Origin of the sequence: Solirubrobacter pauli (genome assembly GCF_003633755.1) — a bacterium.
Lineage (GTDB): Bacteria > Actinomycetota > Thermoleophilia > Solirubrobacterales > Solirubrobacteraceae > Solirubrobacter > Solirubrobacter pauli.
Genome location: NZ_RBIL01000001.1, coordinates 4027124 through 4048934 on the forward strand (window position 1 = coordinate 4027124; position 21811 = coordinate 4048934).

Below are 21811 nucleotides of genomic sequence, written 5' to 3' on the forward strand. Positions count from 1 at the left end.
TGCGCGAAGGGCACCGTGTCGCGAAGGTCGAACCTAAAGGGGTCAGACCCCTTTAGGTTGGGGGCGGGTCGGTGGTGCGGTGCTGCCGGGTCGGGTGTTGCGGTGTCGCTTCGGGTCATGCCGCGCGGACCTGGCCGGTGGCCGCCGCGCGAACGTCGAGGGCGCGCATCCAGCCCGCGCCGAGGGCGGCCAAGGAGGCCTCCCAGGTGCGTTCGCGGACCGCGGCGAGGCCGCCGCGCGCCAGGCGGGAACGGGCGGCGGGGGAGGCCGCGAGGCCGGCGACGGCGTCCGCGACCGCGCTGACGCGGGCCGGGCAGAGCATGCCCGTCCGGCCCGAGTCGATCAGCTCGGTCGGGCCGCCCGCCGCCACGGCGACGACGGGCAGTCCCGACGCCTGGGCCTCCAGCACCACCTGCCCGAAGGTGTCGGTCTGGGAGCAGAAGAGGAAGAGGTCGGCGTCCGCGTACGCCTGGGCGAGCGCGTCGCCCTCGAGCCAGCCGAGGAACGTGCCGGCGCTGCCCAGGCGGGCGCGCAGCGCGTCCTCCTCGGGGCCGCCGCCGGCCAGCACGAGCTCCAGGCGTGGGTCACGGGCGCGGGCGGCGAGGAACGCGTCGGCGAGCAGGTCGACGCCCTTCTCCTTCGTCAGCCGGCCGGCGTACAGGACCCGCACGCGACCGTCCGCCTCGCGGGTGCGCAGCGTCGGCGAGAAGCGCTCGACGTCCACGCCGCGGTCCCAGCGCCCGACGTTCTCCACGCCCATCGTCGCCAGCCGCGCGTCCGACACCGCGCTGGGCGAGAGCACCACGTCGCACGCGCCGTAGAAGGCGCCGAGCGCGGCCTCCATCGCGAAGCCGAGCCGCTCGTTGCCGCTGCGCAGCTGCGTGTAGGCGGTCAGCTCGGTGTGGTACGAGCCCGCGGTCGGCAGGCCGAGCACGCGCCCGATCAGCGCCGACGCCACGCCGGCCGGCCCGGGCGAGCACAGGTGCAGGACGCCGTAGCGGCCTTCGCTCAGCGACTCGACGACCGCCGGGAGCGACGGCACACCGACGCGCAGCCCGGCGTAGAACGGGATGTCGACCTCGGCCACCGCCGACAGCCGGCGATCCACGTGCGGGTCGGTGCCGATGACCTCGACCTCGAAGCCCGGCACGCCGCGCTCGCGGATCTCGTCGATCGTGTGCGTGACGCCGTGCATGCCGCCGATGCCGTCGGCGACGAGCGCCACGCGGATCGGCTCGTTCTCGCGCCGCGCGAGCTTGTGCTTCTCGCGGCCGAGGAACGCCGCGGCGGGCGCGTAGGGGATCGCGGCGACGCAGGCGCCGAACACGTCGGCGGCGGCCGCCTCGATCTCGCCCGGCGCGGCGATCGCGCGGGCCACCGCGCGTTCCAGGCCGCGCTCGTGGCAGCGCCGCGCGCGCCGCTCGAGCGCCGCGTGCGAGAAGCCGTCCGACTGGAGGAGGGCGAGCAGGTCGCGCTCGCTCAGGCGCAGGTCCACTGCGTCCAACCACGCACGGAGCAGGGCCCGGCCGTCCTCGGGACAGAGGTCGGCTCCAACTGTGCCGCTGCGGGCATCGCCCTCCGTCATGACGCGCTCGACCATCCGCAGGACCGCGCTCGGGTCCGGTGCGGCGCTCGAGTCGCCGCGGCCCAGCGCGCGGACGGCCAAGGCCATCGCCGCGTGGGCCCACTTGGCCGCGGAGCCCTGGTCACCCTGGGCGTCGACGCGACCCGCGCGGATGTGCGCGAGGAACTCCGCCGGGCCGGGCGCGAACGGCGTCTCCGACCAGGTCCGTCCGATGTCCACGCCCGCGTGGTCGTCGCTGCCGCCGACGCCGACGCCGCCGTGCGTCTCGACGTAGATCGCGGCGGGGTGGTTGAGCTCCGGGGCGCGCGAGCCGTTGCGCACCTCCCAGACCTCGAAGAGCTGGGCGAGCCGGCGGCGGTGGCGCGGCTGCAGCGGCGCCTCGACCGCGTAGAACGGGTGCGCCAGCGCGCACGCGATCTCGTGCTCGTGCAGGTAGGCGGCGACCACCTCGACGTCGTCCGCGTGGGCCTGCAACCACGCGTGGTCGTCCGGTGTGATGCCGAAGCAGAGCACGTGCACGGCCTGCGGCTCGCCGCGGAAGCGGGCCGTGAGCTCCTCGGAGATGAACACGTCCGGCCGGTCGGCGATCGACAGGACGCCGTCGATCGTGTCGTGGTCGGTGATGGTCACGAAGTCCATCCCGCGGCGCTTGGCCAGCGAGTAGACCTCCTCGGGCGGCGTCGCGCATTCCGGCAGGCCCAGCGAGCGCTGGACGCCGAGCTCGGAGACCTCGGATGCCGTGGAGTGGCAGTGGAGGTCTGCACGGCTGGTGGTCATGTCCGCAGAATCGTCCTGGTACGCAGGTCTTTTGTGATCAAGCCGCAACGAAGCGGTGATCGTCCTGTGAACATCCGCACGAGTCGACCCGGTCGCGGCGAAGCTGCAGCCCGTGAAGGTGCGCACGTGGGAAGGCCGCGCGGAGGACCAGTTCATCCAGCTGACCGAGGGCATGGTCGCGGCGGAGACGCTCGAGGACCCGGTCGACTCCACCGACTTCACGGTCGAGGAGCTCGGGTCGCGGCATCGACTGATCACGGTGGCGCCCCGCGCGCACCGCATGGGGCTCGCGCTGCCCGGGCACCCGGAGCAGCGCTTCATCGGGCTCGGCGCCCGGCACGGGTTGCACGTCGACCAGGCCGGTCGCGCGCTGCAGCTCGGCGCCGACCGCGCGTACACGGGGCCGGACTGCCCGCCGGACATGCTCGACGTCGGCGGGATCCCGCAGGGCGACTACGCGCCCGTCCCGTTCGTGCTCTCGTCGCGCGGCTGGGCGGCGTGGGTGGACAACGACGGCCACGGCGTGCGCTTTGAGCTCGGCGACGAGGTGATCCTCTCCACGCGCGCCGCCGCCGGCCCGCTGCGGGTGCACCTCTTCACGCACGCGTCGCCGGCCGCACGGCTGCGCGCGTTCCTGAGGCTCACCGGCCTGCCGCCCGTCCTGCCGGAGTGGGCGTACGGGTTCTGGAAGAGCCGCGACGTCTACCCGCACCAGCGCGACGCCGAGGCCGACCACGCAGGCCACCGGCAGCACGGCATCCCGCTCGACGCGATCGTGCTCGACTCGCCGTGGGCGACGCAATACAACACGTGGGAGTTCAACCCGCACCAGTTCCCCGACGCCGTCGGCTACGTCCGGCGACTGCGCGAGGACGGCGTGCGCACGGTCGTGTGGGTGGCGCCGTGGGTGAACCTGGACTCGCGCGAGGGCCAGTACCCGCCGGACGACGAGTCCGCCCGACTGCACCGCGAGCCCGCGCCCAACTACGAGCCGCGCCACTTCGTCAAGGCCGCCGACGGCGACCCGCTCGTCGCCAAGTGGTGGATGGGCAAGGGCTCCCCGGTGGACTTCACGTCGCCGGAGGCGGAGGCGTGGTGGCGCGAGCAGGCCAAGGGGGTGCTCGCGCTCGGCGTCGAGGGCATCAAGGCCGACGACGGCGAGGGCTGGTACATCCCCGACGACGCCCGCTTCGCCGACGGCACGACGGGCGCGCAGGCGGCCTGGGGGCACGGGCTCCGGTACCGGCGGAGCATGCAGCGCGCGCTGGACGAGGTGCACCCGGGCACGGGCGTGCTGTTCGGCCGGCCGGGGTGGACGGGCCAGCAGGCGGTCGGCATCACCTGGGGCGGCGACCAGCCGAGCGACTTCTGGTCGCTGCGGACGCTCGTCGCCGCGACGCTCACCGCCGCCGCGACCGGCTTCAGCAACTGGTCGCACGACGTCGGCGGCTACCTGGGCGAGCGGCTCACCGCGCGGGCGCCGAAGGAGCTGCTCGCGCGCTGGGTGCAGTTCGGCTGCTTCACGCCGCTGATGCAGGCGCACGCGCGGTTCGAGCAGGAGGCGTGGACGTACGACGAGGAGCTGCTCGACCTCTACCGGGCGCACGTGCTCCTGCACGAGCGGCTCGTCCCGTACGTGCGCGCGGCGGCGGCGACCGCGGCCCGCACGGGGCTGCCGATCGTGCGGCCGCTCGCGCTGACCGATCCGCGCGACGTACGCGGCTGGTCGATCGCCGACGCGTACGGCTACGGCCCGTCGCTGTGGGTCGCGCCCGTGCTGGAGGACGGCGCGCGCAGCGTCCACGTCGACCTCCCGCGCGGCGACTGGATCGACTGGCACACCGGCGCGCAGGTCGCCGGCGGCGGTGAGGTCGACGCGCCGGCGCCGCTGGACCGCATCCCGGTGTGGGTCCGCCGCGGCGCGCTGATCCCCACCTACCCGGCCGAGCACGTCGCGCGCGGGCTGGGGGACACGCCCGAGCGCGAGCGCCCGCTGGAGGTGACGCTGTGGGGCGAGCCGGTGGGCGGCCGCGCGCTCGTCCGCCTCGCCGACGGCACGAGGATCCGCTACGAGCGCGGCGAAGTGTCCGTGAGCCCCGACCGCCGGGTGGACTTCCGGGTCCGCACCTAGCCCAACGGTCTGTTCACAACTTCCCTGCGTCCAAGGACGATTCTGCGGACATGGCCCTCGCCACCCACGTCGCCCCGCTCCGGACACCGCGCGCGGGCTCGGCCCGCCGGATGCGGCTGGACCTGCAGGACGGCGCGCGCACGACGATCCACGTCGCCGCCTACGACACGGCCCGCACCGAGCTGCGCGTGGCGGTGCTGCGCGGCCAGGCGAAGCTCGAGGCGTGGTGTGCCGGCCAGGGCGTGCAGGAGGCGATCGTCGGCGGCTTCTTCGTGCGCCCGCACGGCCTTCCACTGGGTGAGGTCCGCACGCGCGGCGTCGCGCGCGAGCACGTGCCGTTCACCGCGCCCTTCGACCGCGTCCGCGCGTGCGTCCACGTGGACGGCGGCGTGGCCGCGATCGCGCCGCGGTCGGACCTGCCGTCGGCACCGCGCGGCGACCTGCTGCAGGCAGGCCCGCTGCTCGTCCGCGATGGACGCCCGGTCTTCCGCCGCGAGGAGGATCGCGAGGGCTTCAGCGCCGCCAACGGCCAGTTCGACTCCGACATCACCGACGGCCGCTACCCGCGCGCCGCGCTCGGGCTCGCGGACGACCGCCTGATCGCGGTCGCGGTCGACGGCCGCTCACGCCATGACGCCGGCCTCACGCTCGAGGAGCTGGCCGCGCTGATGGCCGCGCTCGACTGCCACAGCGCGATGAACCTCGACGGCGGCGGCTCGACCTCGCTGATCAGTGACGGCCGACTGCGCAACCGGCCGCGCTCGAACTTCGACGTGCCGGAAGACGGCGGCCGGCCGGTCTCGACCGCGCTCCTCTTCGTTCCGCGAACTTAAACGTCCAGGACGTTTAAGTTCCGGCCGCGCGCTTGCGGCGCTTGCCCTCGTGCATCGCGGCGACGCGGGCGATCGGGATCGCGCGGCCCTCCTCGACGAGGTCGGCGGGGAGCGGCTGGGCCTCGGGCAGGGCGTCCAGCCACGGGTCGGCGTCGCCCAGCAGGCCCGGCGCGGTGCGGATCGTGAAGTCGGCGGGCGAGACCCGCTCGACGTCGTCCCAGGCGATCGGGAACGAGACCGGCACGCCGGGGCGGATGCGCGGGGAGTAGGCCGCGACGACCGTCCCGCCGCCCGCCCGCGTGGAGTCCACGAAGACCTTGCCCTCGCGCTCCTCGACCACGTAGGCGATGGTCGCGATCGACGGGTCCAGCGCCGCGGCCCGCTTGGCGAGGGCACGGGTGGCGTGCGCGATCTCCTCGCCGCTCGCCGTGACCGGGACGAAGATGTGCACGCCCTTGGAGCCGCTCGTCTTGATCGCGCCGCTCAGGCCGGCCTGGGACAACGCCTCGCGCACGAGCAACGCCGTCTGCGCGACGACGGCGAAGTCGGCCTCCGCGGGCGGGTCGAGGTCCAGCACGAGGTGGCGCTGCGGGTACAGCGACGGGTGGTACTCGACCGCGCGCTGGTTGGCGAACCAGCGCAGCGTCGCGGCGTCGTTGCAGAGCGCGTAGTGCACCTCGCGCTTGGACGTCTCGGCCCAGATGCCCACGCGCTCGATCCAGTCCGGCGCGCCCTTGGGCAGGTTCTTCTGCATGAAGGGCTTCTGGCCCGGCCGCACCCGCATGACGGACAGCGGCCGGCCGGACAGCTGGGCGATCAGCCGGTCGGCGACCGCGTCCAGATAGGCGACGAGGTCGCCCTTCGTGGCCTCCGCCCCGTCGAACAGGAGCGAGTCGAGGCTGGAGAGGGCGACGTCGTCCGGGTTCACCGCAGGAACCCTAAAGGGGCACTGCGGTGAACACCACGCGCACCTGCTCGACGAACCGCCGCGTGCCCGAGGAGACGCTCGTCGGGTCGCTGTCGCCGCCGCCCGAGGCCGCCTGCTCGTCGCCGCCACCGGACAGGTTCTGCACGCCGCTGTCGCCGTTGTCGTCACCGTCCGGCGCGAGGATGACCGAGCGCACGCCGGTGATCCGCAGCCCGGTCTGGGCCGCGGCGTCGTCGGCGCGCTTGCGGGCGTCGGCGATCGCCGCTCGCGTGGCGAGCAGCCGGCCGGCGGACGGGTCGGCGAAGCCGTACTCCGGGCCTTCGATGTTGTCCGCGCCGGCGTCGGCCGCGGCGTCCATGAGCGGGCCGACCTTCGTCACGTCGCGCACGGTGAAGGTCAGGTACTGGCGGGCCGTGTAGCGCGTGTACGCGGGGCGCCGCTTCGGCTTCACGCGCGAGCGGCTGATGTTCACGGACACGGTGCGGATGTCGGCGGGCGCGACGCCCGCGGCGGTGGCCGCCGACGTGATCGCCCGCGCCACGCGGTTCGTGGCGTTGCGCGCCTTGGCCGTCGAACGGCCCTGCTCGGAGACGTAGACGGCGAACGAGGCGACATCCGGGGTCGCCGTCGCCAGCCCGACGCCGTCGGCCGCGATCGTCGGCGTGGTGTCCGGCGTGGGGGTGGGCGTCTGCGCCGCCGCAGGGGCGGCGAACGCGAGCACGGCGAGACCGGCGAGGAGAGCAGAGCGCATAGGCGCCCAATACCCACGAATTCAGCATTCAAGCTTCGCCGCGCAGGACTGAACGAACCGCCAAGACGGGTATGTTCACGGCCTGTCCACACCACGTTCACAGCCGCATGTCCTGATGGGACTGCTCTTCTACCCGCGCGGCGGGTCCGCGCACGTCGCGCGCAACCTCGCGCACACATTGCCCCAGGTCGGCTGGGACGCCACGGTGCTCAGCGGCAGCGTCGCCGGGATGGGTGACGCCCGCCGCTTCTACCACGACCTCGACGTCCGTCCGGTGGACATGACCCGCGCGCTCGCGGCGGCGGACCCGATGGCGGCCGATCCGCCGATGCATCCCTCCTACGAGGACCGCGCGGATGCGCCGGACCGCGTCTTCGGCCTGCTGGACGGGGACGCCGCCGAGCACCAGGTGCGGGCGTGGGCGCGAGCGCTGCAGTCGGCGGGCGCGGCGCGCGCCGACGTGCTCCACCTGCACCACCTGACGCCGCTCTACGAGGCCGCCGCCCGGGTCGCGCCGGACGTGCCGGTCGTCGGTCACCTGCACGGCACCGAGCTGCTCTTCCTGGAAGCCGTCGAGCGCGACCCGCTGCGCTGGCGGTACGGGCCCGCCTGGGCGGAGCGGATGCGCGGGTGGGCGCAGCAGGCCGAGCGGCTGATCGTGCTGTCGGAATCCCAGATCGATCGCGCCGAGCGCGTGCTGCCGGTCGATCCCGACCGTTACACGCTGATCCCGAACGGCTATGACCCCGACCTCTTCTTCCCGCGCGCGACGGACCGGCGCGCGCTGTGGGCGGACCTGCTGCCCGACGCGGGCATCGAGGCGGACACGCCCGTGATCCTCTACGTCGGCCGCTTCACCGAGGTCAAGCGCGTTCCGCTGCTGATCGAGGCCTATGAGCGCGCCCGTCCCGGGTTCGCGCGCCGCGCGCCGCTCGTGCTGGTCGGCGGGTTCCCGGGCGAGCACGAGGGCGAGCACCCCGGCGACACCATCGCCCGCGTCGGCGCGCAGGACGTGCACCTCGCCGGCTGGCACGACCACGACGAGCTGCCGGGGATCCTCGCCGCGTCGGACGTCGTCGTCCTCCCGAGCGTGCGCGAGCAGTTCGGCCAGGTGATCGTCGAGGGGATGGCCTGCGGGCTGCCCGCGATCGCGGTCGACGCGCACGGCCCGGCGGACATCGTCGAGCACGGCGAGACCGGCTGGCTCGTGGAGCCCGACGACCTCCACACGCTCACGAATGCGCTGGTAGAAGCGGTGAACCGGCCGGCCGAGCGCCGTCGCCGCGGGGCCAACGCCGCGGAGGACGCGGCGGAGCGCTACGCGTGGCCCGCGCTGGCCGAGGAGGTGGCTGACCTCTACGCCGAGGTCAGCGGCAGCGACGCAATGTTGTTGCGCACAAACGGCGCACAAAGCGGCTGATCGCTGCGTCAAACGCAACGGTTGGGGGGTGCGCGTGTTGAGGAGCATGCACGCCGGTTGCTACCTTGTCACTCCCTTCCGAGCCCTCGGATGGGGTGTCGCGTCCCCCGACCCCGTCGCTCGCCTATGTCTGAACGTCCACGTGGCCGGATCGGCCTCTACGACCCGTCCTACGAGCACGACGCCTGCGGCGTCGCCATGGTTGCCAAGCTCGATGGGAAGCCGTCGCACGAGGCGGTAGAGCGGGCCATCGTGGCGCTCGAGAACCTCGAGCACCGTGGCGCGGCGGGTGCTGATCCCAATACTGGCGACGGCGCGGGAATCCTGCTCCAGTTGCCCGACGACTTCTTCCGCGGGGTCGTGAAGGCGGAGCTGCCGCCGCTCGGCGCGTACGGCGTCGCCATGTGCTTCCTCCCGCGGGACGAGGCGCAGGGGGCCGAGTTCGAGGAGCTGCTGAAGAAGACCGTCGCCGACGAGGGCCAGCGGGTCATCGGCTGGCGCGACGTGCCGGTCGACAAGGACTACGTCGGCATCACGGCCAACCTCTACGCGCCGTACGTCAAGCAGCTGTTCGTGGCCGCCTCCGACGAGCTGGCCGCCGACCAGGACGCGTTCGAGCGCAAGCTGTACGTGATCCGCCGTGTCGCGGAGCTCGCCGCCGGCCCGGAGCTCGTGATCCCGAGCTTCAGCAGCCGCACCATCGTCTACAAGGGCATGCTGACCAGCCCGCAGCTGCTCGGCTACTACCCCGACCTCGCCGACGAGCGCACGAAGACCGCGATGGCGCTCGTGCACTCGCGCTTCTCGACGAACACGTTCCCGAGCTGGGAGCTCGCGCACCCGTTCCGGATGATCGCCCACAACGGCGAGATCAACACGGTGCGCGGCAACATCAACTGGATGCGGGCGCGCGAGTCGCAGCTCGCCTCCGAGCTGTTCGGCGACGACCTCCAGAAGGTGCTCCCGGTCGTCCGCGCGGGCGGCAGCGACTCCGCAACGTTCGACAACGTGCTCGAGCTGCTCACGCTCGCCGGCCGCAGCCTCCCGCACGCGGTGATGATGATGATCCCGGAGGCCTACGCCGACCGGGACGACCTGCCCGCCGAGCTCGAGGCGTTCTACGCGTACCACGCGTGCCTCATGGAGCCGTGGGACGGTCCCGCCGCGGTGGCGTTCACCGACGGCCGCGTGATCGGCGCGACGCTGGACCGCAACGGCCTGCGCCCGGGGCGCTGGCTGGAGACCACGGACGGCTGGGTCGTCCTGGGCTCGGAGACCGGCGTGATGGACGTGCCGGCCGACAAGATCAAGCGCAAGGGCCGCCTGCAGCCGGGCAAGCTCTTCCTGGTCGACCTCGAGCAGGGCCGGATCGTCGACGACTCCGAGGTCAAGCACCAGGTCGCGACGGCCAAGCCGTACAAGCAGTGGTTCGACGAGGGCATCGTGCACCTCGGCGACCTGCCGGAGGCGCCGGCGCTGCCGAAGTCCGAGACGCCGCTGCCCACGCGCCAGCGCGCGTTCGGCTTCACGCAGGAGGACCTGCGGGTCCTGCTCGCGCCGACCGCGGCCAAGGGCGAGGAGCCGATCGGCTCGATGGGCAACGACAACGCGCTCGCCGTGCTGTCGGACCACCAGCCGCCGCTGTTCAACTACTTCAAGCAGCTGTTCGCGCAGGTCACGAACCCGCCGATCGACCCGATCCGCGAGGCGATCGTGATGAGCCACGGCACGGGCGTCGGCTCGGAGGGCAACCTCCTCAGCGAGGGCCCGGAGCACGCGCACCAGCTCGCGATGCAGACGCCGCTGCTGTTCGACCGCGAGCTCGCGCAGCTGCGCCACGTCGACAGCTCCGTCTTCAAGTCGCACACGGTCGACATCACATGGCCGGTCTCCGAGGGTCCCGACGGGATGCTCAAGGCGCTGGACCGCGTCTACGCGGAGACGGACGCCGCGCTGGCCGACGGCACGAACATCCTCATCCTCAGCGACCGCGCGGTCAGCCCCGAGCGGGCGCCGATCCCGTCGTTGCTGGCGGTGGCGAGCGTGCATCACCACCTCGTCCGCGAGGGCACGCGCCTGCAGACCGGCCTCGTGCTCGAGTCCGGCGAGCCGCGGGAGGTGCACCACTTCGCGACGCTGATCGGCTACGGCGCGTCCGCGATCAACCCGTACCTGCTGCTCGAGTCGCTCGAGGCGCTCGTCGACGACGGCCGCGTGCCGGGCGTCGAGGACTTCGAGACGGCGCAGTGGAACGTCGTCAAGGGCGTGGCCAAGGGCCTGCTCAAGACGATCTCGAAGATGGGCATCTCGACGATCCAGTCCTACAACGGGGCGCAGATCTTCGAGGCCGTCGGCCTGTCCGAGGAGCTGGTCGACCGCCACTTCACGGGCACCGCCTCGCGCATCGGCGGCATCGACAGCCAGATCCTGGCGATCGAGACGCTCCAGCGCCACGCCCGCGGGTTCGGCCTCTCGACGGAGGACCTGCTGCCGGTCGGCGGCGTCTACGCGTGGCGCCGCGACGGCGAGCATCACATGTGGAACCCGGAGACGATCGCGCTCCTGCAGCACTCCGTCCGCCACGGCGGTCAGCCGACCTACGACGAGTACTCCAAGCTCGTCAACGAGGACGCTGCCCGGCGCGCGACCCTGCGCGGGCTCCTGAAGTTCAAGGAGCTGCCCGAGGACGAGTGGCTGCCGATCGACGACATCGAGCCGGCGAGCGAGATCGTCAAGCGCTTCGTCACCGGCGCGATGTCGCTCGGCTCGATCAGCCGTGAGTCGCACGAGACGCTCGCGATCGCGATGAACCGCCTCGGCGGCAAGTCGAACACGGGCGAGGGCGGCGAGGACCCGGTCCGCTACACGCCGGACCCGAACGGCGACTCGCGCCGCTCCGCGATCAAGCAGGTCGCCTCCGGCCGCTTCGGCGTCAACATCCACTACCTCGTCAACGCCGACGAGCTGCAGATCAAGATGGCCCAGGGCGCCAAGCCCGGCGAGGGTGGCCAGCTGCCGGGCCACAAGGTGGACCGGTACATCGGCTCGATCCGCTTCACGACGCCGGGCGTCGGCCTGATCTCGCCGCCGCCGCACCACGACATCTACTCGATCGAGGACCTCAAGCAGCTCATCTACGACCTGCGCTGCGCCAACCCGGGCGCTCGCGTGTCCGTGAAGCTGGTGTCCGAGGTCGGCGTGGGCACGGTCGCGGCGGGCGTGGCGAAGGCGAACGCGGACCACGTGCTGATCGCCGGCCACGACGGCGGCACCGGCGCGTCCCCGCTCAGCTCGATCCAGTCGGCCGGCGTGCCGTGGGAGATCGGCCTGGCCGAGACGCAGCAGACGCTCGTCCTCAACGACCTGCGCTCCCGCATCTGGGTGCAGACGGACGGTCAGCTCAAGACGGGCCGTGACGTGCTCGTCGCGGCGCTGCTGGGCGCGGACGAGTGCGGCTTCTCGACCGCCCCGCTGATCGCGACGGGGTGCATCATGATGCGCGCCTGCCACCTGAACACGTGCCCGGTGGGCATCGCGACGCAGGACCCGGAGCTGCGCAAGCGGTTCAAGGGCCAGCCCGAGCACGTCGTGAACTTCTTCTTCTTCGTGGCCGAGGAGCTGCGGCAGCTGATGCGCCGTCTCGGCATCCGCCGCTACGAGGACCTGGTCGGCCGCGTCGACCTGCTCGAGGCCGACGAGGCGATCGACCACTGGAAGGCGCGCGGCGTGGACCTCACGCACGTGCTGTCGGCTCCGCCGGTCGCCGAGGACGCCCCGCGCCGGCGCCTGCGCCCGCAGGACTCGCCGCTGCCGGGCGCGCTCGACTGGACGCTGATCGAGGCGGCCAAGGACGCCATCGACCACCGCATGAAGGTCACGGGCGACTTCGACGTGCGCAACGTCAACCGCACCGTCGGTGGCCTGCTCTCGAGCGCGGTCACGAAGGTGCACGGCGCCCAGGGCCTGCCGCCCGGGACGATCAAGTACACGCTCCGCGGGTCCGCCGGCCAGTCGTTCGGCGCGTGGCTCGCGCCGGGCGTCGAGCTGACGCTGATCGGCGACGCCAACGACTACACGGGCAAGGGCCTCTCCGGCGGCGTGCTCACGGTCACCCCGCCCGAGGACGTCCTGTTCAAGGCCGAGGAGAACGTGATCATCGGCAACACCGTGCTCTACGGGGCGAGCGGTGGCCGGGCCTTCTTCCGCGGGCTCGCGGGCGAGCGCTTCGCGGTGCGCAACTCCGGCGCGAGCGCGGTCGTCGAGGGCGTGGGCGACCACGGCTGCGAGTACATGACCGGCGGCCGCGCGATCATCCTCGGCCCGACCGGCCGCAACTTCGCCGCCGGCATGAGCGGTGGCGTGGCGTACGTGCTCGACGAGGACGACACGTTCGGCGAGCGCTGCAACATGGGCCTGGTCGGGTTCGACGAGATCTCCGAGTCGGACGCGATCGAGCTGCGCAACCTGATCGAGGAGCACGGCGAGCGCACCGGTTCGACGGTCGCGCAGCGCATCCTCGCCGCGTGGGACGAGTTCCTCCCGCGCTTCAAGAAGGTCATGCCGCACGACTACAAGCGTGCGCTGGCCGAGCTGGAGGCCGAAGAGGCCGTGTCGACGGGCGGCGGGGGCTTCGTGACCGAGCCCGCCGAGGAGGTGAAGTCCTGATGGGCAAGATCGGGGGCTTCCTCGAGATCGCGCGGGTCGAGCAGCCGGAGCGCAATCCGGCCGAGCGCCTGCACGACTTCAACGAGTTCGTGGAGACGCTGCCGGTCGACGGCGTCCGCGAGCAGGGCGCGCGCTGCATGGAGTGCGGCGTGCCGTTCTGCCACAACGGGTGCCCGCTCGGGAACCTGATCCCGGACTGGAACGACCTCGTCTATCGCGACCGCTGGCGCGAGGCGATCGACCAGCTGCACGCGACGAACAACTTCCCGGAGTTCACCGGCCGGCTCTGCCCCGCCCCGTGCGAGGCGGCGTGCGTGCTGGAGATCCGCGAGGGCGACGCGGTCTCGATCAAGCAGATCGAGGTCTCGATCATCAACCGCGCGTGGGACGAGGGCTGGGTCACGCCGCAGCCGCCGAAGGTCGAGACGGGCCGCACGGTCGCCGTCATCGGCGCCGGCCCGGCGGGCATGGCCGCCGCGCAGCAGCTGCGCCGCGCCGGCCACACGGTCACGGTCTACGAGCGCGACGAGGCCGGCGGCGGGCTGATCCGCTTCGGCGTCCCGCACTTCAAGATCGAGAAGTGGGTCATCGAGCGCCGGCTCGAGCAGCTGAAGGCCGAGGGCGTCGAGTTCCGCTACGGCGTGGACATCGGCAAGGACATCTCGCCCGAGGAGCTGCGCGCGCAGCACGACGCCGTGGTCATCGCCACCGGCTCGCGCGTCCCGCGTGACCTGCCGGTGCCCGGCCGCGAGCTGGACGGCGTCCACTACGCGATGGAGTACCTGTACGACCGCGCGCGGGTGCTCGACGGCAACTCGCCCGAGAGCCCGATCACGGCCGAGGGCAAGCACGTCCTGGTCGTCGGCGGCGGCGACACGGGCGCAGACTGCGTCGGCCACTCGCTGCGCGAGGGCGCCGCGTCGGTGACGCAGATCGAGCTGCTCGGCGAGCCGCCCGCGAAGCGCCCGGACGACCTCACGCCGTGGCCGCGCTGGCCCGTCAAGCTGCGCACGTCGTACGCCCTCAAGGAGGGCGGCGAGCGCGACTTCGCGATCTCCACCACCAAGCTCACCGGCAACGGCAAGGTCGAGGAGGTGCACTGGGTGCAGAACAGCGGGCAGCCGCCGTTCGACGCGATCCCGGGCACCGAGGAGTCGCACCCGGTCGACCTCGTGCTGCTCGCCATGGGCTTCCTGTCGCCCGAGCAGGACCTGCTCGAGGGGTTGGGCGTGGAGCGCGACGCGCGCGGCAACGCCAAGGCGGGCGCGTACAGCACGTCCGCCGAGGGCGTCTTCGCCGCCGGTGACGCGCGCCGCGGCCAGTCGCTGATCGTGTGGGCGATCAACGAGGGCCGGCAGTGCGCCCGTGTGGCCGACCGCTACCTGCGGTCGCTGCCGGCGGTCGACCCGCGTGACGAGGAGTCCGCGGGCACGAGCGACCGCTTCGGCTCGCCGGACCTCGGCGCCGACCCGCCGCAGATCGCGTCCCAGTCCTGACACAGCGTCACTTGGAGGTGCTGGTCACCTCCAAGTTCGCTTGACAGTCAACTATCCGGCATAGGAGGGTGGGTCTCATGAGAGGCTCACTCCTCGCCGGTGCGCTCAGCATCGGTGTCTTGATGGCGGGCGCAGGGTCCGCCGTCGCGAGCGGTGGTGGCAACGACACCTCCGCCAAGCTGCGCAAGGCCGTCTCGGTCGACGGCATCCGGATCCACCAGACGGCGCTGAACCTGTTCGGCGAGCTCAAGGACGGCAACCGGCTGGCGGGGACGCCGGGATACCGGTTGTCGGCCGACTACGTCGAGCTGAACGCGAAGCTGGCGGGGCTCAAGACGAGCCGGCAGGACTTCACGTACGACCTGTTCGCGCTGGCGGACTGGAAGAAGCCGATCCTCGACGTCAAGCGGGGCAAGAGCTACATCCCGGGCATCGCCGGCTCGATCCCGGGTGGCGACTTCGGGTCGATGGTCGAGACGGTCTCCGGTGATCTGACCGCGCCGGTGTGGGCGGCGGACCTCGTGATCCCGTCACCGGCGCCCAACACGTCGACGTCCGGCTGCGAGGCGTCCGACTTCGCCGGGATGCCGGCGGGCGCGATCGTGCTGATCCAGCGCGGCACGTGCGGCGAGCTGACCAAGTGGCTCAACGCGCAGGCGGCGGGCGCGGGCGCGATCGTCTACATCAACGAGGGCAACGTCGGCGTCCCCGGGCGCGAGGACCCGCGGTGGTTCGACCTGACGGGCGCCGGCATCACGATCCCGATGACCGCCGCGCAGGTCGCGACGGTGGCGGACCTCGCCGGCAGCGTGCGTCAGGGCCTGGTCGGCAAGACGGTGCGCTTCCGGATCGATTGGCGTAGCAACCCGGCCGTCCCGACCCAGAACGTCATCGCGGAGACCCGTGGCGGCGACCCGAACAAGGTGATCGTCGTCGGCGCGCATCTGGACAGCGTCGGCACCGGTCCGGGCATCAACGACAACGGCTCCGGCTCGGCCGCGCTCCTCGAGCTCGCGCACGAGCTGCGCGGCGTCTACCCCAAGAACAAGATCCGCTTCGTCTGGTTCAGCGCCGAGGAGTCGGGCCTGCTGGGCTCGGAGGCGTACGTCGCGAGCCTGCCCGAGAGCGAGCGGGCGAAGATCGCGGCGAACCTGAACTTCGACATGATCGGTTCCCCGAACTACGTCAACTTCGTCTACGACGGCGACCTGTCGGATTCGCCGCCGATCGGCGAGGACGTGTTCCACCCGGCGGCGCGTCCGTTCTCGGCCACGATCGAGAAGCTGTTCCTGGACTACTTCAAGTCGCAGAAGATCCCGACGCTGCCGACGGACTTCGACGGCCGCTCGGACTACGGGCCGTTCATCGCGAACGGCATCCCGGCGGGCGGGTTGTTCACCGGCGCCGAGGGCATCAAGACGGCCGAGCAGGCTGCGCTGTTCGGCGGCACCGTCGGTGAGCAGTACGACCCGTGCTACCACCTCGGCTGCGACAACGTGTTCAACAACTCCAACAAGGCGCTCGACCAGAACTCGGACGCCGCGGCGCACGTGTTGATCACGCTCGCGCAGAGCAAGATCCCGGACCGCCCGGCCGTGACGCCGGCGCCGCCGGCCGCGCGCCGGGTCGCGACCCAGGCGCACGACCACCGCGATCTGCTGACCGCGATCGACCGCTAGATGCGGCGCTCAGCCGCGGTCGCCGAGCTCGGCGACCGCGGCGAGCAGGCGCTCGGTGTCGGACGCGTCGTTGTAGTGCAGGAAGCCGGCCCGGATCCCGCCGTGCGGGGCGAGGCCGAGCACGCGCTCGAGCTCCCAGGCGTAGTAGTTGCCGTTCCACACCGAGATCTCACGCTCAGCTAGAGCCTTAGCCACGGCGTCGGGGTGCACGCCCGCGACCGTGAACATCAGCGTGGGGGCGCGGTCCGCGGCGTCGCCGTAGAGCGTCACGTGGTCCATCGCGCGCAGTCCGTCGAGCGCCTGGGCCATCAGGCCCTCCTCGTGCGCGCGCACGGCGTCGAAGTCCAGCTCGAGCATGTACTCGGCCGCCGCGCGGACGCCGGCGAGCGACTCGAACGGCAGCGTGCCGAGCTCCCAGCGGTCCGGGGCCTCGTCGGGCGCCGGGTTGAGCTTGTCCGGGTGGTACGCAGAGAGCAGCTCGGGACTCGCGCACAGCACCGACACGTGCGGGCCGAACCACTTGTACGCGGAGCAGGCGAGGACGTCCGCGCCGAGCGTCGCGAGGTCGTAGCGGCGGTGCGGCGTGGCGTGGACCGCGTCGATGTAGACCTTCGCGCCCACGGCGTGCGCGGCGGCGACGATCCCGGGCAGGTCCGGCACGGTGCCGACGGCGTTGGACGCGGCGGTGACCGCGACCCACTTGGTGCGCTCGCTGAGGACGGCCTCGACGGCGCTGGCCGGCAGCTCCAGCGTGCCCTCGACCGGCTCGGCGAACCGGACGGTCACGCCCGCGCGCTCGGCCGCGATCACCCATGGGCGCACGTTGGAGTCGTGGTCGAGGCGCGTGCAGACGATCTCGTCGCCGGGCTCGAGGTCGCGCACGACGGTCGCGCTGAAGCGCATCGTGGTGGCGGTGAAGCTCGGGCCGAAGAAGATGCCCTCGGGGTCGCCGCCGAGCAGCGTCGCGCAGGCCGCGCGGGTGCTCGCGACGAGCTCGTCGGTGGCGATCGCCTGCTTGAAGGCGCCGCCGTGGTTGGCCATCGAGCCCGACCGCATGAAGTCGGACATGGCCTCGATCACGCTGTCGAGGACCTGGCTGCCGGCGGCGCCGTCGAGGCGCGCCCAGCCGTCGGCGAGGCCGGGGAAGCGGTCGCGGTTCATGACTGGGCGATCTCCTCGGCGAGCTCGATGTCGTGGTCGTAGGTGAGCACGTGGGACGCCTGGACGGGGTCCAGCCAGCGCAGCTCGTCGACCTCGTCGTTGGGCTCGAACTCGCCGCTCTCGACGTCCATGAGCCAGTAGCGGACCGCCTTCGAGCGGCCCTTGCGGTCGTCGTAGAAGACGGGGGAGAGCTCGTCGCCGAGCGTGCAGCGCAGCCCGGTCTCCTCCCACACCTCGCGCAGCGCGCACTCCTCCCACGTCTCGCCCGGGTCGAGCTTGCCCTTGGGCAGCGACCAGTCGTCGTAGCGGGGACGGTGGACGACCGCGATCGCGCCATCCTCGCGGCGGACGACCCCGCCCGCGGCCTTGACCTCTGCCTCATCCGGCTGCATGGCGGGCCATCCTGGCAGAAGATTGGCCGGATGTCGGGGGCGGAATCTCAGGTTCGGCCTCTACATTCGGCGCATACGAGGGCCCTGGGTCATCGCGGTCGGCCTGTTGGTGGCGCTGGCGCTGCCCGCTTTCGCGCGCGCGCAGGAGATCGTCGACCTGGACCCGGCCACGGACACCGTGCGCGTCGCCGCCCGGCTGGACGGCGCGCTGACGCGGCCGGCGAGCGGCACGACCGCCGCGATCGGCCTCCGGTACGTGCGTGAGCACCGCGCCGCGCTCGGCCTGACCGCCGCCGACCTCCAGACGCTGGGGGACGCGGAGGTCGAGACGTTCGCGGGCATCCGCCAGGTGCGCTGGCGGCAGGCGGTCGACGGGATCGAGGTCGCCGACGCCGAGCTGCGTGTGAGCGTGGCCAACGACGGGCGCGTGCTGAACGTGCTCGGGTCGCCATCCTCGGAGCTGCCGACGGACACGACGCCCGCACTTCCCGAGCCGGCGCCGGACGCGGAGCTGAAGATCTACGACGGGCGGCTGGCGTACCGCTACCGCGACGTGGTGTCGCGGGACGCGATCTACGACGTGATCACGGACGCCGACACCGGCAAGGTGCTCAAGCGCACGAATCTCGTCCGACACGTTGAGCTGCGGGTGTGGGACAACCACCCGTCGCTCGACGTCGCGGCGAAGGACTTCACGGTCCCCTCGAGTTGGGGGTTGCTGCCCGGACGGCTCGAGAGCTCCTACATGCACGTGTACTCGGACCGCAACGCGAACAACCGCACCGATGCGGGCGAAGACGTCACGCCTGGGGTGTACGGCTTCCAGGACTTCAACAGCGTCGGCGTCGGATGCGAGACGGGGAAGCCGTGCGGGTGGAACGGGGAGGCAGGGGGTGAGACCGCGAACCGAGAGCAGAACGCTGTCCAAGCCTTCTACCACGCGAACCGCTTCCGCGAGTGGTTGGCCACGCCGCCGATCGGTTTCGATGGGTTCTCCGGCGACGACAAGCTGCTGCTGGAGACCATCGACGGCGAGGACTACGACAACGCGAACATGTACACACCGCCCGAGGGTGAGTCGCCGCGGATGCAGATGTTCCTGTGGGGGCAGCAGGGGTCGGCGCGGTTTCGGTCGGTGAACAGCGGGGACGACGCGTCGATCCTCTTTCACGAGTACGCGCACGGGCTCACGAGCCGCCTCGTCACCGATCCCGACGGCTACGTCGCGCTGAACACGAACCAGGCCGGCGCCATGGGCGAGGGGTGGAGCGACTTCTACGCCAAGGACTATCTGGTCGAGAAGGGCATCGAGACCGACTCCGCCGACCCGACCAAGATCGGCGAGGTCCACATGGGCGTCTACATGGACGCCACGCCGAACAAGACGCGCTACGAGGCGATCGACTGCCCGGTGGGCACGGCGGGAACGACGACGACCGTCTGCCCCGGCAGCTCGAGAGTCGGTGCGGGCGGGTTCACGTACGGCGACTTCGCGAAGATCTACGGCTCGGCCGAAGTCCACGCCGACGGTGAGATCTGGGCGCAGACCCTCTGGGACCTCCGGCGCAACGTCGGGGCGGTCGACGCGCGCCGACTCATCACGCGCGCCTTGGTGCTTTCGCCACCCGAGCCGTCGTTCCTGGACATGCGCAACGCGATCCTGCAAGCGGCGGAGACCGAAGCGCTGCGTTCGGCGATCTGGCAGGTGTTCGCGGCCCGCGGGATGGGGTTCTACGCGAGCACGGTCGATGGCAACGACACGGCGCCGCTCGAGGACTTCTCGTTGCCGCCTGCGCCCGGTCCGAGGACCACGATCACCGGCCGTGTGACCGACTCCCGCGGGACACCCGCGCCCGGCGTGAAGGTGAGCGTGGGCGGAGCGGACATCCTCACGGCCACGACCGACGCCGACGGGCGGTACGTGATCGCCGACGTCGAACCCCGCACGTACAAGAACGTCCTGGTCGGAGGGGCGGGGTTCAACCCGGTGGTCAAGACCGACGTGGTCGTCGGGACAGGGGGTGCCGTGGTCGACGCGGTCGTGAACCGTGACTGGGCGGCGCGTCAAGGTGGCGCCAAGGTGGTGTCCGACAGGGGCTTCGAGTACGCAGGGTCCGGCTGCGGGCCGAACGCCGCCTTCGACGGGCTGCGGTCCACGACGTGGTCGACGCTGTGGCAAGCGGTCTCGGGCTGGCGGACGAACGACGTCGAGGTCGAGCTGCCCGTGGCGATCAACCTGACCGGGCTCGCGATCGATCCGTCGGCGGGCTGCTTCGACTCCGCGAGCTCCGCCCTGGGGCAGTACGCCGTGGAAACCGCGTCCAGCAGGAGCGGCCCGTGGGCGCAGGTCGCCGGCGGGACCTTCACCAGCACGCATCGCAACAAGCTCAACCCAATCGCGGCGACGGCCAGCAACGTGCGGTACGTCCGGTTGCGGCCGATCTCCAGTCAGGCGTCCACGTCGCTCTGCGACGAGCCGACGAAGGCCCCGACCCCGGAGCGGTGCTGGCTCGACGTGTCGCAGTTCAGCGTCTACGGGGCGCCGCTGGCGCCCCGGCCGGTTACGACACTGGACGGCCCGTCAGGCACGATCGACGACGAGACGCCGACGTTCACGTTCTCCTCCGATCAAGCCGGGGCCGGGTTCCGGTGCCGACTCGACGCGGACGCGTTCCGCGCGTGCACGTCGCCTTACACCACGCGCCCGCTCGGCGACGGCGAGACGCACACGTTCGAGGTCGAGGCCGTCAATGCGTACGGGGACAGCGACCTCACCTCGGAGAAGCGCACGTTCACGGTGCAGTCGAGCCTGCCGAACACGCAGCTGTTGACGACGCCGGGCGCTGTCACGCGTGATCGGCCGGTCCGCTTCACCTTCTCGGGCAACGGGAACGGTTTCGCGTGCAGCTGGGACGGCGCCGCTTACGTCCCATGCGAGTCCGGCACCGAACGCGCGCTCGACGACGGCCCGCGGACGTTCGCGGTGCGGGCGGAGAACGCGGTCGGGGCCGATCCCTCGCCGGCGACCTACGCGTTCATCGTCGATACCGCCGCGCCGGTGATCGCCATCTCCCGTGCGGACGTGGTGCGAGACAGCGCGACGTTCGGCTTCGAGACGACCGACGCGACGGCCGTGACAGTCACGTGTGCGCTTGGCGGGGCGCCGGTGGCGTGCGAGTCACCCAGGACGTACAGCGGGCTCGCGGACGGGGCGTGGACCTTCACCGTGACGGCGACGGATGCGGCCGGCAACCGCGCGTCTGCCTCGCGCACGGTTGTCGTCGACGTCGCACCGCCCGACACACTGCTGACGTGGGTGCCGCCCGCGATTCTCACCGCGCGTGACTTCCAGCTGGCGTTCACGGCGACCAAGGCAGCCACGTTCCTCTGCTCGCTCGACGGCGCGGTCGCGACGCCGTGCACGAGCCCGCTGGCGCTGAGCGGGCTGAGCGAAGGCGGGCACAGCGTCGTCGTGACGGCGGTCGGCGAGACCGGGACGGACCCGACTCCCGCGCGGGTCGACTTCACCGTGGTCATCCCCGGCCTGCCGCCCGCGCCCAGCCCGACGCCGCCGTCGACTTCGACACCGCGCCCGACCCCGACGGCGACGCCGAAGCGCACTGCGCTCAGCTCGGCGAGCTCGGTCAAGACCGTCTCGCGCCGGACCGGCCGGGTGACCGTGAAGGTCCGCGGCACCGCCGGGGCGAAGGTCGTGCTCGGGGCCAAGGTGGGCTCGCGCGTCGTCGGCAAGGCGACCAGGACGTTGCGCGCGACGACGTCGACCGTGCCGTTGACGCTCGACAAGAAACGGCTGAAGGTCGGAGCGACCGTGACGATCACCGTGAAGGCCACAGGGGCCGGCATGACCGCGGTGACCCGATCACTCAAAATCCGGGTCAAAGCCTGACGTCAGCGCGCGGACCAGCGGCGCCTGGCCGTTGGTCCAGCCGAGCCATCGGACGTGCGTCCAAAACGCGAAGAAAGGCACATCGG

At 72.0% G+C, this 21811-nt stretch carries 12 protein-coding genes; 7 read left to right on the top strand and 5 right to left on the bottom strand.

Annotated elements, in window-relative coordinates:
• Positions 1–115: 115 nt before the first annotated feature.
• On the bottom strand, positions 116–2362 hold the full coding sequence (locus tag C8N24_RS18920; RefSeq protein WP_121252514.1) for a glycosyltransferase: 2247 nt from the start codon (positions 2360–2362) through the stop codon (positions 116–118).
• A gap of 112 nt (positions 2363–2474) precedes the next feature.
• Between C8N24_RS18920 and C8N24_RS18925 the strand changes: the two genes are divergently transcribed.
• Together C8N24_RS18925 and C8N24_RS18930 are read left to right on the top strand one after the other, a co-directional pair.
• Positions 2475–4493, top strand: a complete 2019-nt coding sequence (locus C8N24_RS18925) for a glycoside hydrolase family 31 protein (protein ID WP_121252515.1) — start codon at positions 2475–2477, stop codon at positions 4491–4493.
• Between the two features lie 50 nt (positions 4494–4543).
• A complete protein-coding gene (locus tag C8N24_RS18930; protein ID WP_121252517.1) occupies positions 4544–5326 on the top strand; it encodes a phosphodiester glycosidase family protein in 783 nt (260 codons plus the stop codon).
• 13 nt (positions 5327–5339) lie between these two features.
• Here the strand turns inward: C8N24_RS18930 and C8N24_RS18935 are convergent, their stop codons facing one another.
• Both C8N24_RS18935 and C8N24_RS18940 read right to left on the bottom strand, forming a co-directional pair.
• Positions 5340–6254: a DNA polymerase domain-containing protein gene (locus tag C8N24_RS18935; protein ID WP_121252519.1), complete on the bottom strand. Its 915-nt coding sequence runs from the start codon at positions 6252–6254 to the stop codon at positions 5340–5342.
• A gap of 10 nt (positions 6255–6264) precedes the next feature.
• The gene (locus C8N24_RS18940) at positions 6265–7005 is read right to left on the bottom strand and encodes an SIMPL domain-containing protein (RefSeq protein WP_121252521.1); all 741 of its coding nucleotides are present in this window, start codon (positions 7003–7005) and stop codon (positions 6265–6267) included.
• A 115-nt stretch (positions 7006–7120) separates the two neighbouring features.
• On the opposite strand from C8N24_RS18940, the gene C8N24_RS18945 reads away from it, so the two are divergent.
• The 4 genes from C8N24_RS18945 to C8N24_RS18960 all read left to right on the top strand — a co-directional run bounded on the left by C8N24_RS18945 (position 7121) and on the right by C8N24_RS18960 (position 16265).
• Positions 7121–8425 carry a glycosyltransferase family 4 protein gene (locus C8N24_RS18945; RefSeq protein WP_121252523.1) on the top strand — a complete coding sequence of 435 codons (1305 nt, stop codon included), beginning with the start codon at positions 7121–7123 and terminating at the stop codon, positions 8423–8425.
• Between the two features lie 126 nt (positions 8426–8551).
• Positions 8552–13090, top strand: a complete 4539-nt coding sequence (gltB, locus tag C8N24_RS18950; RefSeq protein ID WP_121252525.1) for a glutamate synthase large subunit — start codon at positions 8552–8554, stop codon at positions 13088–13090.
• Positions 13090–14586, top strand: a complete 1497-nt coding sequence (locus C8N24_RS18955; protein WP_121252527.1) for a glutamate synthase subunit beta — start codon at positions 13090–13092, stop codon at positions 14584–14586. The genes gltB and C8N24_RS18955 overlap by 1 nt, the downstream gene beginning before the upstream one ends.
• Positions 14587–14663: 77 nt before the next feature.
• Complete coding sequence (locus C8N24_RS18960; RefSeq protein ID WP_121252529.1) at positions 14664–16265, top strand: M28 family peptidase; 1602 nt, start codon at positions 14664–14666, stop codon at positions 16263–16265.
• 9 nt (positions 16266–16274) lie between these two features.
• Here the strand turns inward: C8N24_RS18960 and C8N24_RS18965 are convergent, their stop codons facing one another.
• Both C8N24_RS18965 and C8N24_RS18970 read right to left on the bottom strand, forming a co-directional pair.
• Complete coding sequence (locus C8N24_RS18965) at positions 16275–17426, bottom strand: cysteine desulfurase-like protein (RefSeq protein ID WP_121252531.1); 1152 nt, start codon at positions 17424–17426, stop codon at positions 16275–16277.
• Positions 17423–17818 carry an NUDIX hydrolase gene (locus tag C8N24_RS18970; protein ID WP_121252533.1) on the bottom strand — a complete coding sequence of 132 codons (396 nt, stop codon included), beginning with the start codon at positions 17816–17818 and terminating at the stop codon, positions 17423–17425. The genes C8N24_RS18965 and C8N24_RS18970 overlap by 4 nt, the downstream gene beginning before the upstream one ends.
• Here C8N24_RS18970 and C8N24_RS18975 point away from each other — a divergent pair.
• Positions 17817–21725, top strand: coding sequence for a M36 family metallopeptidase (locus tag C8N24_RS18975; RefSeq protein WP_121252535.1), 3909 nt, complete (start codon positions 17817–17819; stop codon positions 21723–21725). The genes C8N24_RS18970 and C8N24_RS18975 overlap by 2 nt on opposite strands.
• Positions 21726–21811 lie beyond the last annotated feature (86 nt).

Coding starts and splice junctions, on each gene's coding strand:
- C8N24_RS18920 (WP_121252514.1), bottom strand. CDS start 2,362: ATGACCACCAGCCGTGCAGACCTCCACTGCCACTCCACGGCATCCGAG.
- C8N24_RS18930 (WP_121252517.1), top strand. CDS start 4,544: ATGGCCCTCGCCACCCACGTCGCCCCGCTCCGGACACCGCGCGCGGGC.
- C8N24_RS18940 (WP_121252521.1), bottom strand. CDS start 7,005: ATGCGCTCTGCTCTCCTCGCCGGTCTCGCCGTGCTCGCGTTCGCCGCC.
- C8N24_RS18945 (WP_121252523.1), top strand. CDS start 7,121: ATGGGACTGCTCTTCTACCCGCGCGGCGGGTCCGCGCACGTCGCGCGC.
- gltB (WP_121252525.1), top strand. CDS start 8,552: ATGTCTGAACGTCCACGTGGCCGGATCGGCCTCTACGACCCGTCCTAC.
- C8N24_RS18955 (WP_121252527.1), top strand. CDS start 13,090: ATGGGCAAGATCGGGGGCTTCCTCGAGATCGCGCGGGTCGAGCAGCCG.
- C8N24_RS18960 (WP_121252529.1), top strand. CDS start 14,664: ATGAGAGGCTCACTCCTCGCCGGTGCGCTCAGCATCGGTGTCTTGATG.
- C8N24_RS18965 (WP_121252531.1), bottom strand. CDS start 17,426: ATGAACCGCGACCGCTTCCCCGGCCTCGCCGACGGCTGGGCGCGCCTC.
- C8N24_RS18975 (WP_121252535.1), top strand. CDS start 17,817: ATGGCGGGCCATCCTGGCAGAAGATTGGCCGGATGTCGGGGGCGGAAT.
- C8N24_RS18970 (WP_121252533.1), bottom strand. CDS start 17,818: ATGCAGCCGGATGAGGCAGAGGTCAAGGCCGCGGGCGGGGTCGTCCGC.